Source organism: Streptomyces sp. NPDC020681, assembly GCF_044334895.1.
Lineage (GTDB): Bacteria > Actinomycetota > Actinomycetes > Streptomycetales > Streptomycetaceae > Streptomyces.
Genome location: NZ_JBIRTX010000014.1, coordinates 1 through 11,522 on the forward strand (window position 1 = coordinate 1; position 11,522 = coordinate 11,522).

Annotated in this window: 14 protein-coding genes and 3 tRNA genes; 12 read left to right on the forward strand and 5 right to left on the reverse strand. The window is 69.6% G+C overall.

Annotated elements, in window-relative coordinates:
* Positions 1-97: 97 nt before the first annotated feature.
* A complete protein-coding gene (locus ACH4YL_RS28085; RefSeq protein ID WP_398510239.1) occupies positions 98-586 on the reverse strand; it encodes a YajQ family cyclic di-GMP-binding protein in 489 nt (162 codons plus the stop codon).
* Positions 587-781: 195 nt separating this feature from the next.
* On the opposite strand from ACH4YL_RS28085, the gene ACH4YL_RS28090 reads away from it, so the two are divergent.
* Together ACH4YL_RS28090 and ACH4YL_RS28095 are read left to right on the forward strand one after the other, a co-directional pair.
* Positions 782-863 (forward strand) — tRNA-Tyr (locus ACH4YL_RS28090).
* Between the two features lie 112 nt (positions 864-975).
* Positions 976-1,629 carry a class I SAM-dependent DNA methyltransferase gene (locus ACH4YL_RS28095; protein ID WP_398510240.1) on the forward strand — a complete coding sequence of 218 codons (654 nt, stop codon included), beginning with the start codon at positions 976-978 and terminating at the stop codon, positions 1,627-1,629.
* Positions 1,630-1,698: 69 nt separating this feature from the next.
* Here the strand turns inward: ACH4YL_RS28095 and ACH4YL_RS28100 are convergent, their stop codons facing one another.
* The 3 genes from ACH4YL_RS28100 to ACH4YL_RS28110 all read right to left on the reverse strand — a co-directional run bounded on the left by ACH4YL_RS28100 (position 1,699) and on the right by ACH4YL_RS28110 (position 4,240).
* The gene (locus tag ACH4YL_RS28100) at positions 1,699-2,196 is read right to left on the reverse strand and encodes a GyrI-like domain-containing protein (RefSeq protein WP_398510241.1); all 498 of its coding nucleotides are present in this window, start codon (positions 2,194-2,196) and stop codon (positions 1,699-1,701) included.
* Positions 2,197-2,274: 78 nt separating this feature from the next.
* Positions 2,275-2,931, reverse strand: coding sequence for an SDR family oxidoreductase (locus tag ACH4YL_RS28105; protein WP_398510242.1), 657 nt, complete (start codon positions 2,929-2,931; stop codon positions 2,275-2,277).
* A gap of 76 nt (positions 2,932-3,007) precedes the next feature.
* Positions 3,008-4,240, reverse strand: a complete 1,233-nt coding sequence (locus ACH4YL_RS28110) for a hydrolase (RefSeq protein ID WP_398510243.1) — start codon at positions 4,238-4,240, stop codon at positions 3,008-3,010.
* Between the two features lie 288 nt (positions 4,241-4,528).
* On the opposite strand from ACH4YL_RS28110, the gene ACH4YL_RS28115 reads away from it, so the two are divergent.
* The 10 genes from ACH4YL_RS28115 to ACH4YL_RS28160 all read left to right on the forward strand — a co-directional run bounded on the left by ACH4YL_RS28115 (position 4,529) and on the right by ACH4YL_RS28160 (position 10,830).
* Positions 4,529-4,601: transfer RNA gene (locus tag ACH4YL_RS28115), tRNA-Thr, on the forward strand.
* A 46-nt stretch (positions 4,602-4,647) separates the two neighbouring features.
* Positions 4,648-4,720 (forward strand) — tRNA-Met (locus ACH4YL_RS28120).
* A gap of 89 nt (positions 4,721-4,809) precedes the next feature.
* Complete coding sequence (rpmG, locus tag ACH4YL_RS28125; protein ID WP_003956487.1) at positions 4,810-4,974, forward strand: 50S ribosomal protein L33; 165 nt, start codon at positions 4,810-4,812, stop codon at positions 4,972-4,974.
* A gap of 86 nt (positions 4,975-5,060) precedes the next feature.
* Positions 5,061-5,513, forward strand: a complete 453-nt coding sequence (locus ACH4YL_RS28130; protein ID WP_398510244.1) for a MaoC family dehydratase N-terminal domain-containing protein — start codon at positions 5,061-5,063, stop codon at positions 5,511-5,513.
* Positions 5,513-5,941: a MaoC family dehydratase gene (locus ACH4YL_RS28135; RefSeq protein ID WP_398510245.1), complete on the forward strand. Its 429-nt coding sequence runs from the start codon at positions 5,513-5,515 to the stop codon at positions 5,939-5,941. The genes ACH4YL_RS28130 and ACH4YL_RS28135 overlap by 1 nt, the downstream gene beginning before the upstream one ends.
* A 128-nt stretch (positions 5,942-6,069) precedes the next feature.
* Positions 6,070-6,621 (forward strand): TetR/AcrR family transcriptional regulator, encoded by a 552-nt coding sequence (locus ACH4YL_RS28140; RefSeq protein ID WP_398510246.1) that lies wholly within the window; start codon positions 6,070-6,072, stop codon positions 6,619-6,621.
* An 83-nt stretch (positions 6,622-6,704) separates the two neighbouring features.
* Complete coding sequence (locus ACH4YL_RS28145; protein ID WP_398510247.1) at positions 6,705-8,153, forward strand: DHA2 family efflux MFS transporter permease subunit; 1,449 nt, start codon at positions 6,705-6,707, stop codon at positions 8,151-8,153.
* A 59-nt stretch (positions 8,154-8,212) separates the two neighbouring features.
* Positions 8,213-9,313, forward strand: a complete 1,101-nt coding sequence (locus ACH4YL_RS28150; protein ID WP_398510248.1) for a UDP-N-acetylmuramate dehydrogenase — start codon at positions 8,213-8,215, stop codon at positions 9,311-9,313.
* A 135-nt stretch (positions 9,314-9,448) separates the two neighbouring features.
* Complete coding sequence (locus ACH4YL_RS28155; protein WP_398510249.1) at positions 9,449-9,973, forward strand: SigE family RNA polymerase sigma factor; 525 nt, start codon at positions 9,449-9,451, stop codon at positions 9,971-9,973.
* Positions 9,970-10,830 carry a hypothetical protein gene (locus ACH4YL_RS28160; protein WP_398510250.1) on the forward strand — a complete coding sequence of 287 codons (861 nt, stop codon included), beginning with the start codon at positions 9,970-9,972 and terminating at the stop codon, positions 10,828-10,830. The genes ACH4YL_RS28155 and ACH4YL_RS28160 overlap by 4 nt, the downstream gene beginning before the upstream one ends.
* Positions 10,831-10,833: 3 nt before the next feature.
* Here the strand turns inward: ACH4YL_RS28160 and ACH4YL_RS28165 are convergent, their stop codons facing one another.
* On the reverse strand, positions 10,834-11,466 hold the full coding sequence (locus ACH4YL_RS28165; protein WP_398510251.1) for an NAD(P)-dependent oxidoreductase: 633 nt from the start codon (positions 11,464-11,466) through the stop codon (positions 10,834-10,836).
* Positions 11,467-11,522: the final 56 nt, after the last annotated feature.

The following is an 11,522-nucleotide window of genomic DNA, read 5'->3' on the forward strand; positions in this document are numbered from 1 at the left end:
CCAGCCCGCCCCCGCCGCCGCGGGGCCGCCGGACCGGGGGCGGCGCCGGCGCGCCCCCGCCCCCCCCCCCCCCCCCGCCCCGGCGCTCCCGCCCGGATCAGCGGTAGTTCACAAACTGCAGAGCAAAGTCGAAGTCCTGCCCCTTCAACAGCGCCTGCACGGCCTGCAGGTCGTCCCGGCTCTTCGAGCTGACTCGCAGCTCCTCGCCCTGGACCTGCGCCTTGACGCCCTTCGGGCCCTCGTCGCGGATGATCTTCGCGACCTTCTTGGCGTTCTCCTGGGAGATGCCCTCCTCGATGGAGGCGAAGATCTTGTACTCCTTGCCGGACAGCTGCGGCTCACCCGCGTCCAGCGCCTTCAGCGAGATCCCGCGCTTGATCAGCTTGGACTGGAAGACATCGAGGATGGCGGTGACCCGCTCCTCGGAGTTTGCCTGCATCAGGATCTTCTCGCCGGACCAGGCGATCGAAGCCCCGACGTTCTTGAAGTCGTAGCGCTGAGAGATCTCCTTCGCGGCCTGGTTGAGGGCGTTGTCGACCTCCTGCCGCTCTACCTTCGAGACGATGTCGAAACTGGAGTCGGCCATGTCCTGTGGCTCCTTGTATCGGGTGCGTGGAGTCGCGGCCGGTAAGACCGAACCGCTCCGGCAAGCCTAGCCACCCGTACCTGCCCAGAGTGCTGATCAATCCGGTGGCGAAGCACCCCTGGGCATCAGGTATCGTTTACGTCGTTGCCACGGAGCACCGCCACAACAGCGGTCCTTCCCAAGGCGACATCCCATGGCGGTGTGCCCGAGTGGCCAATGGGAGCGGACTGTAAATCCGTCGGCTTAGCCTACCCAGGTTCGAATCCTGGCGCCGCCACGCGAAAAGATGGCCCCTGATCTGCGGAAACGCTGACCAGGGGCCATCGTCGTATGCGTGGCGGGACGGGCGCACTGACGCGCCTCGGTCGCACCGGCTACCGTCCTCGGCCGTGATCGAAGCGACCTACCTGAGCACCACCCGCGCAGGCTACGACGCCATCGCCGTCGACTACGCCGAGCGCGTCCGCAGCGAGCTCGAGGCCAATCCGCTGGGCCGCGCGATGCTCGCCGTGTTCGCCGAACTCGTTCAGGCCGACGGCGGCGGTCCGGTGCTCGAGGTCGGCTCCGGGCCCGGCCGCATTGCGGCTCACCTGCACTCGCTCGGGCTGTCCGTGTCCGGCGTCGACCTGTCGCCGGCAATGGTCGCGCTCGCCCGGCGTGAGCACCCCGGTCTGCGGTTCGACGAGGGTTCGATGACCGCCCTGGATCTGACGGACGGAACCCTCGGCGGCCTCGTGGCCTGGTACTCCGTCATCCACATCCCGCCGGAGCGGCAGCCGCCGGTGTTCGCCGAGTTCCACCGCGTGCTGGCGCCTGGCGGCCATCTGCTGCTCGCCTTCCAGGTTGGCGACGAACCGCGGCACTTCGCCGAGGCGTTCGGTCACGAAGTCGCGCTCGACTTCCATCGGTTGTCGCCCGACCGGATCGCCGAGCAGCTGAGCCGGGCCGGGTTCACCGTGCGGGCCCGGCTGGTGCGCGAGTCCGAGGGAACCGAGAAAACCCCGCAGGCGCACCTCTTGGCGTACAAGCCGGCGAGCCCGTAGCCGCCGTCTCCCGCCCGGGCCCGCGTCTCGCCGGACCCGGGCTCTCAGCCCCGGCCACGCCGCTCGCCCTCAGTCGGCCAGCCGGAACGCCAGCTCGATCTCCCACTTGTTCATGTCCGGCTCCTCGCGCGGGTCGGTCAGATACGACTCCAGCCGGCACGCCCAGCGCTCCGCGCCGTCCACCTCCGTCATGTCCCACGTCAGGCCCTCCCGGGCGGCCCACTCCCGCAGCGACGTGATGACCCCGAACAACTGGTCCGGGTGGCCGAGATGAGTGACCGTCACATAGCGGCCGGCGGGCAGGACCGCCACCCTGATGTCACCCTCCGGCTCCGGAACGGACGCGACCGGCAGGCCCGCCTCGACCTCCGACTCGCCCTCCATGTCGATGCTGTTGAAGCGGAAGAAGGGCGCGCCGGCGAACTCCACGCCCTGGCCGGCCACCCAGCCGATCAGTTCGCCGAGCCGGTCGGCGATCAGGGCGAACGCGTCCATGCGCACGGATCCACGGATGAAGGCATACGGCTGCTCCGCACGCTGCACGATCGCCGGTTTGAGCTCACTCATGTTTTCCCTCATGACATCAAGGGCCGCATGGAGACCCGGAATTCATCGGTGCCCCGGCATCCGGGCGCCGCGGCGCGTTCAGTTTCCGGCGATGTCCTTCACGGCAACGGTCACCGGCACCGCACCGCTGATCAGTTCCAGCGTCAGCCCGGCCGTGCCCGGTGTCTCGACAAGCTCCGCGAGCACCGCCGCCACATCGTCACGCGGCACCGCCCCGCGCCCCGTCGAAGCTTTCAGCTGTACGAGACCGGTGCCCGCGTCGTTCGTCAGTGCGCCCGGGCGCAGAACCGTCCAGGCGAGTCCGGACCTGGACCGTACGTCGTCGTCCGCCGCGCCCTTCGCCCGCAGATAGGCGTCGAACTGCCCGTCGCCCGGGTGCTGCGCGTTCGCGCCCATCGACGACACCACGATGTAGCGCCGTACGCCTGCCCGTTCCGCCGCGTCCGCGAACAGCACCGCCGCCCCGCGGTCCACCGTTTCCTTGCGGGCGACGCCGCTGCCGGGGCCCGCGCCCGCCGCGAAGATCGCCGCGTCGGCGCCCTGGAGCACCGCCGCCACCTCCTCGACGGAGGCCGACTCCAGGTCCAGGACAACCGGTTCCGCTCCGGCATCGCGCAGGTCGTCGGTCTGTTCCGGTCTGCGGATGATGCCCGCCACCTCGTGCCCGCCGGCCGAGAGCAGCCGCTCGAGTCGGAGTGCGATCTGACCGTGTCCTCCAGCGATGACAATGCGCATGAGTACGACGGTACGTCCCCGGCGCCGACCGCGCTCACGGACGGGCCTTCTCCGGCGTCCATACGCCAGAACGAGGTCAGGGGCAGGTGTCCGGCCGCCCCTGACGCGGCAGTTCGAGCGCCACCGCCGCGGCCGAGTCGCAGTACTCACGCACCGCGCTCGTCCGCGCCACCACACGCCCACGGTGGATGACGATCCGGCTGTACGCGAGCGACAGCACGCCCGACATCCGCTCGCCGCGCACAGCCAGCAGCTCCGCGGGAAACCCGGCTTCCACCCGTACTTCAGGGAGCCCCATCGCCTCCCGCGCGGCCGTCGCCACCGCCCCGTACGCGTCGTGCGCGCGCATTCCGCCCTGCGACGCCAGGAGATATGCGGCCTCCAGCGGATCGCCGCGGCCCACCGGGTTCGACACGTCCCGCAGTGCCCCGCCGCCGGCCGCGACCCGCACCCCGGCCGCGCGCAGCAGACGCACCGGCGCGTTGCCGCGGTGTTCCACCCCCGCGCAGCCGCCCTGTGGCAGACAGACCACGGTGACGCCGGCCGCCGCGAGCTGGTCCGCGGCCCTGGAGGCCACCTCGCGCGGCTGCCGCGAGAGGCCCGCGCACGGCCCGATCACCACGCCGGACCGCAGCCCGCCGGCCATCGCCGCCAACCGCCCGAGCCGCGCGGGATCGTCGGCGTGCGTGTGCAGATCGACGGGGCAGCCGTGCTCGGCCGCGACCTCGAGCACGGCCTCCGCGTAGCCGGTCGGATCGGGATCGGCGTCCGGGCATCCGCCCACCACTCCCGCGCCCATCTTCACCGCGTCCCGCAGCATCGCCAGACCGTCCGCCCCGGCGACCCCTGTGAGCAGCCGTGGCACGGCGACCGCCGCCAGATCGGCGAGCCCGCGCAGCGAACGCCGCGCCTGCAGCACCGCCTCCAGCGGTCCGAGGCCCTGGACATCACCGATCCGTACGTGCGAACGCAGCGCCGTCGCGCCATGTCCGAGCTGCAGCAGCGCGGCCTCGGTGGCGCGCCGCTGGACGTCCTCGGTGTCGTACGAGACCGGGCCGGGGGAGTCCGCGGTGAGCGCGGTGTCGCCGTGGCCGTGCGGCTCGGCCGGCGCGGGCAGCAGCAGATAGCCGCTCAGATCCACACGGGTGGAGTGCGGGGTGAGGCTGCCGGCGGTGCCGACCGCCTCGATGCGCCCGCCGCTGAGCCGTACGTCGACGGTGCGGCCGTCCGTCAGCCGGGCGCCGCAGAGCAGCAGCGCAGTGGTGTCAGCGGTGGCGCCGTCGGGGGGCTGCGGCTGGCTGTCGGGCATCGCGCTCCTGCGTGGGGCTCGGGCCGCGTAGTGAAGAGGCAAGATCACGCAGCGTGTGGTCGAGCCTAGGGGTGCTCCGAGCACGCTTCGAGGAGGAGCGAAATAGTCGTACCGGTGTGGCCACGAGTGGCGTACGGGACAGGGGTGGTGAGGAGCCGGAGAGTGAAGCACCTCGTGGCAGGCCAGCGGGCCGGCACAGCAGTGCCGGAGGAGTGGCGGAGGCCGGACGAGGGGCGGCGAAACGGATTTGGGCGATCGGCGACCGACCGTGTAATGTCTTCATCGCTCGCCCCAATAGCTCAGTCGGTAGAGCGTCTCCATGGTAAGGAGAAGGTCTACGGTTCGATTCCGTATTGGGGCTCTGATGTCGGTGATCCTCGTCTTCGGGCGAGGAGATCCGGTATCGCAGCGGTGTAGCTCAGTCGGTAGAGCAAGCGGCTCATAATCGCTGTGTCACCGGTTCAAGTCCGGTCACCGCTACAGACAGTAGCCGATTGCGGGGTCGGTCCTCCGATCGGCTACTCTTTTATGCGTTCATCCGTCAATCTGTCCGTCCAAGGAGCACTCACGTGGCTGCCACCGACGTCCGCCCGAAGATCACGCTGGCCTGCGTGGAGTGCAAGGAGCGGAACTACATCACCAAGAAGAACCGGCGTAACAACCCGGACCGTCTTGAGATGAAGAAGCACTGCCCGCGCTGCAACTCGCACACGGCGCACCGCGAAACGCGCTGAATCAGGCTCGTATACGAGGCCGCCCCCGACTCGGGGGCGGCCTCGTGTCGTTTGTTGAGGTCCATCTGTCAGGAGGGAGCCAGTCCATGGCGCTCGACCAGTCCTTCGTAGGGCGGACTTATCCGCCCACCTCGCCTTATGAGGTCGGCCGGGAAAAGATCCGCGAGTTCGCCGAGGCGGTGGGCGACGCCAATCCCGCGTACACCGACCCGGTGGCCGCCAAAGAGCTCGGCCACCTGGATGTGATCGCTCCGCCGACTTTCGCCTTTGCGATCACTTTCAGGGCTGCGGAAGAGGTCATTCAGGATCCGCAGTTGGGACTGGACTACGACCGCGTGGTGCACCGCGACCAGAAGTTCGCGTACACCAGGCCGGTGCGGGCCGGGGACCGGCTGACCGTTGTCTCGACCATCGAGAGCATCAAGTCCCTTGCGGGCAACGACGTGGTGGAAATCCGCGGCGAGGTGCAGGACGAGGCCGGCGGGCATGTGGTGACCGCGTGGACCAAGCTGGTGGCGCGCGCCGCCGAGGAGGCGTGATGACGGCGAAGATCTCTTATGCGGATGTCGAGGTCGGCACCGAGCTGCCGGCGCAGAGCTTTCCTGTGACGCGGGCCACGCTGGTTCAGTACGCGGGCGCCTCCGGCGACTTCAACCCGATCCACTGGAACGAGAAGTTCGCCACGGAGGTCGGCCTTCCGGATGTCATCGCGCACGGCATGTTCACCATGGCCGAGGCGGTCCGCGTGGTGACGGACTGGGTCGGCGACCCGGGTGCGGTCGTCGAGTACGGCGTCCGTTTCACCAAGCCTGTCGTCGTGCCGAACGACGAGAAGGGTGCGGTGATCGAGGTCAGCGGCAAGGTCGCGGTGCTCCTCGAGGACAACCGCGTGCGGGTGGATCTCACGGCGACGAGCGAGGGCGAGAAGGTGCTGGGGATGTCCCGCGCCGTAGTGCAGCTCGCCTGACGCAAGCAGCGGTCGTGCGGCTGAGTAAGGGGCACCCCGTCATTGCAGGTGCCCCTTACGCGCGCCTCCCGCGCGGGAAACGGGCCGAGGCCTTGACTCGATAGTGATTGGTCACTAACTTAGTCTGCATGGTCAGGATGAGCGCAGAAGAGCGACGAGAGAGCGTCATCCGTGCCGCGATCACCGAGTTCGCGCGCGGCGGCTACGACGGCACCTCCACGGAGGCGATCGCCAAGCGGGTCGGTGTCTCCCAGCCGTATCTCTTCCGGCTGTTCAAGAACAAGAGGGAGCTGTTCCTGGCGGCCGCGATGCGCTGCCTGGAGGAGACCCCACCGGCCTTCGCCGACGCTCTGCAGTCCGACCGGCCTCCTCGCGAGGCGATGGCGTCGGCCTACATGGGGCTGATCGACGACCGCGACCGGCTGCTGATGCAGATGCAGACGTATGTCGCGGTGGCCTCCGCCGAGGCGGCGGGCGACCACGAGTTCGGTGACGCGATCCGGGAAGGCTGGGCCGAGATCTGGGACCAGGCGCAGGTCGCGTTCGCCGGGGACGTAAGGGGCACGACCGACTTCCTCGGCTGCGGCATGCTGATCAACGTCCTGGTGGCGCTGGGCTACCCGGAGGATCACCGTGTCTGGTCCGGGCTCAACATGTCCAAGGTGAAGGCTCCGCGTTAGTCGCAGCGGCCCGCCTCCTGGGCGGGTGGGTGACGTCTGTCCGCGAAAGTTAGTAATCAATAACTAACCATCTGAGGGAAGCGATGAACCAGCAAACCGCCCGCCGCGGCAGCGCCCTTTGGGCTCTCGTCATCACCAGCGTCGCCGGATTCATGGCGGCCCTCGACAACCTCGTCGTGACCACCGCCCTGCCCTCGATCCGCAAGGACCTCGGCGGCGCCCTGGCGGACCTCGAATGGACGGTGAGCGCGTACACCCTCACCTTCGCCGTCCTGCTGATGCTGGGCGCGGCCCTCGGAGACCGGTTCGGCCGCCGCAGGCTCTTCATAGTCGGTCTGACGATCTTCACCGGCGCGTCCGCGGCGGCCGCGCTGGCGCCCGGAATCGACGCGCTGATCGCCGCGCGGGCCGTCCAGGGCGTCGGCGCCGCGGTCATGATGCCGCTCACGCTGACCCTGCTGACAGCCGCCGTGCCCGCCGCCCGCCGCGGTGCCGCACTCGGCATCTTCAGCGCCGTGACCGGTCTCGCCGTGGCGAGCGGCCCGCTCATCGGCGGCACCCTCACCGAGCACATCTCCTGGCAGTGGATCTTCTGGCTGAACGTGCCGATCGGCCTTGTCCTGCTGCCACTCGCCCGGACGCGCCTCGGCGAGTCCTACGCGCCGCACGCCCGGCTCGACGTCCCCGGCACCCTGCTCGTCAGCGGCGGTCTCTTCGGCATCGTCTACGCGCTGATCAACGGCCAGGCGGACGGCTGGACCAGCACGCCGATCCTGGGCAGCCTGATACTGGGCGCGGTCCTTCTGCTGGCGTTCGTACGCCACGGCATCACCAGCAAGAACCCGATGCTGCCGATGCGGCTCTTCAGGGACCGTGCATTCTTCGGGATCAACGCGGCGAGCCTGCTGATGTTCCTGGGGATGTTCGGCTCGATCTTCCTGCTCAGCCAGTTCCTGCAGGGTGTGGCCGGCTACTCGCCCACCCAGGCCGGGCTGCGCATGCTGCCCTGGACCGGAATGCCGCTTCTCGTCGCGCCCATCGCCGGATATCTCTCCGACAAGATCGGCGGCCGCCCGGTCGTGGCCACCGGCCTCGCCCTGCAGGCGATCGGTCTCGCCATGTTCGCCATGGTCCTGGAGCCGGGTGTGTCGTACGCGACCCAGTTGCCCGCGCTGATCTTCAGTGGCGTCGGCATGGCGCTCTACTTCGCCCCGGCGGCCAGTGTGGTCATGTCCAGCGTCCGCCCGGGCGAGCAGGGCATGGCCTCCGGAGCCAACAACGCGCTGCGCGAGGTCGGCGGAGCGCTCGGCATCGCGATCCTGGGCGCGGTCTTCGCGGCCCAGGGCGGGTACGAGACTCCGGACGCCTTCACCGAAGGCACCGTCCCGGCCCTGTGGATCGGCGCGGGGGCCGTGGCCCTGGCAGCGCTCTCCGCGCTGCTGATCCCCGGCCGTCGAGGCGGGAGCGGAGCCGGGGCGACGACGAAGAAGTCGGCGCAGAGTGCCGAGGAGCGAGAGCCGGCCGTGGCCTGATGGCCGCGGGTCCCGTGTCCGCGGCCCCGTTCGTCACCCGGTCCTTACACAGTCGGTCCGTGGCCCCGCCGGAGCGGCGGGCCACGGACCGTACCCTTGTCCCCGTGCAGGAACTCCACGACGCCCCCCTCGCCCCCCTGACCACCTTCCGGCTCGGCGGCCCAGCGACCCGCCTCGTCACGGCCACGACCGACGACGAGGTGATCTCCGCCGTGCGCGAGGCGGACACCGCGGGCACGCCGCTGTTGATCATCGGTGGCGGCAGCAATCTGGTCATCGGCGACAAGGGCTTCGAGGGCACCGCGCTGCGGATCGCCACGCGCGGCTTCGAACTGGTCGGCACCACGCTCGAGTTGGCCGCCGGTGAGGTCTGGACGGACGCCGTCGCACGCACCGTCGAGGCGGGTCTCGCGGGCATCGAGTGCCTGGCCGGCATCCCAGGCTTGGCGGGCGCGACCCCGATCCAGAACGTCGGCGCCTACGGCCAGGAGGTCTCGTCGACGATCACGGAGGTGATCGCCTACGACCGCCACAGCGGCGAAACGGTCACCCTCTCGAACGCCGAGTGCGACTTCTCCTACCGCCACAGCCGCTTCAAGCAGCACCCGGACCGGTTCGTCGTGCTCCGCGTCCGCTTCGCGCTGGAGGACCGGGAGGGGCTGTCCGCACCCATCAAATACGCCGAGACGGCTCGCGTGCTCGGTGTCCAGGCCGGCGACCGGGTTGAGCTCGCGGCGGTACGCCGGGCGGTACTGGACCTGCGCGCCGGCAAGGGCATGGTGCTGGACCCCGAGGACCACGACACCTGGTCGGCCGGCTCGTTCTTCACCAACCCGATCCTGACGGCCGAGGAGTACGAGACCTTCCTGAGCCGCGTCCGCACGCGGCTCGGCGACGACGTCGCCCCGCCCGCGTACCCGGCGGGCGACGGCCGCACCAAGACGTCTGCGGCCTGGTTGATCGACAAGGCGGGCTTCACCAAGGGGTACGGCAGCGGCCCGGCCCGCATCTCCACCAAGCACACGCTCGCCCTCACCAACCGCGGCGAGGCCACCACGGAGGATCTGCTGGCTCTTGCCCGCGAGGTCGCGGCCGGGGTGCGGGAGGCGTTCGGGGTCACGCTGGTCAATGAGCCTGTGACGGTCGGCGTCAGTCTCTGACGTCCTGAGCAGCCTCAACAGCCGCGAGCCACGTCCGCCAACTGCCGCTGAAATCGGATGGAACCTGCCGGGCTCACCAGGTTGTCGAGTGGGTGACAGGGTCTTCGGACCACACACTGCTCGGGGGGAGCGCCGATGCGTCAGGGCAGCTCGGCTCGCGATTCCGAATTCGCGGAGTTCGTGACGGCGTCACATGTGTCGCTGCTGCGGACCGCTCGTCTGCTGACGGGTGATCCGCATGCGGCCGAGGATCTTGTGCAGACCGCTTTGATACGGGTCTATACGCACTGGGGCCGCTCGGCGGGCTGGGATTCTCCTCAGGCGTATGCGCGCAAGGTCGTGGTCAATCTGTACGCGACCTGGCGGCGGCGTCGCTGGCACACGGAAGTCGTCCGCCCGGAAAGCGACCTCGCCCCGGACGGCGGCGACATGGCAGGCAACGCAGAGGCAAGGCTGGAACTGGGCCGCGCACTCGCCGGCCTGCCGCGTGCCCAGCGCGCGGTGGTGGTGCTCCGTTTCTATGAGGACCTGTCGGTGGACCAGACGGCCGACCTGCTCGGCTGTTCGCCCGGGACGGTCAAGAGCCGTACCAACAGGGCTTTGGAGCGGCTGCGCGCGGCAGGCGCGCTCGCCGGTTACGCAGGAAGGGGGACGCGGTGAACGACGAAGAAGAAATGCTGAGGCAGGGCCTGCGGGACCTGGCCGAGCTGGACGGCGGCCGGGCCGGTGGCCTGACGCCGGTGGAATCGTTCCTGGCGAAGGCGCACAGGGCTCGTGCCCGGCGCAGGGTGGCGGCGGTGGCTTGCGCGGTGGTGCTGGTTGCAGGAGGTTCGGGGCTGGCCGTGCGGCTGACCGACCAGACGCCGGGGACTGCTGACCCCTCCACCGCAGCGAGCGTCGCCAACGACCCACCTCTGCGGCTGGGGCCGACCGAACCGAAGATCGGTGTCGCCTACCCGTACGACCTGGTCCAGAGCTGCGGTCTGAAATTTGCGGTGTTCGGCGGCGGGAAGTGGGCCAGCACTGGAAGGTCGGCGAAGGACGGCTCCGCCGCGGCCACTTCGGAGCTCACTCGCCACGGCGACCGCGTGTCCGGCCGGATGACCCTGATCTCGGAGGACGTCGCCCGCTTCGACTTCGGATCCGGGCCCATGAAGCAGTCCCTAACCTTCCATCCTGTCTCCGGCGGCGGGCACTGTCCCATCCTCCCTCCACCGAACCCGGACAAGCCGCCGGTCCTCGAACAGTCACCCAAGGAGGCAGTGGACGGGTTCTGGTATCCGCATGATCTCTACGTTCACTGCGGTCTCCGATTCACCGGTTTCGACGGGCGCGGGTGGATTACCGTCCGCGACTACGCGCAGGAAACCGGCATAGACGGCAGCGGCAGGCACACCATCGTGACCGGCCTCATAAAGATGTCGGGGGACACGCTCCGCTTTGAATCCCCTGGGCTCGCTCCGATTGAATTCCGGCCAACCACGTCGGCCGACGGAGAGCCCCCTATGTGCTCGTAGCCGCTAGTACGCCACGCCCACCCCCTGCTTGACCGTCCCCCCGTCCTCCACCATCGACAGCATCGCGTGCGCCACATCCGCCCGCCCGATCGTCCGGCCGCTCGGCGGGTTCGCGCCGACCACCGTCCGGTACGTGCCCGTCAGCGGTTTGTTCAGCAGTCGTGGCGGCCGTACCGACGTCCAGTCAGTGGTGCTGGCGGCCAGGTCGGTCTCCATGGCCCGCAGGTCGTCGTACACCGGCTTCAGCAGTGAGTTGATCAGCGCCAGCATCGCGCGGTCGAGCAGCGGCTCGTGTTCCGCGGTCTCGCCGAGCGGGGCGGCGCTCACCACCAGGAGGCGGCGGGTGCCCTCCGCCTCCATCGCCCAGAGCACCGAGCGCGTCAGCTTCGCCGCGATCCCGGCGTCCCCGCGCTTGCGGGCTCCGAGACCCGACAGCACCGCATCCCGTCCGGCGACCGCCTCGCGCAGCGACTCGCCCTCCTTCAAGTCCGCCCGGAAGACCTGCAGGCCGGGACCTGCGATCGTGAACGAGGACGGGTCGCGCACGACCGCCGTCACCTCGTGGCCTGCCGCCAGCGCCTGCTGGACGATCTCCTGGCCGATCCTGCCCGTCGCTCCGAAAACCGTGAGCCTCATCGCCCGCACCTCCAAGGTGGGTAAGTGTTCACTCACCTCTAGAGTGGGTAAGTATT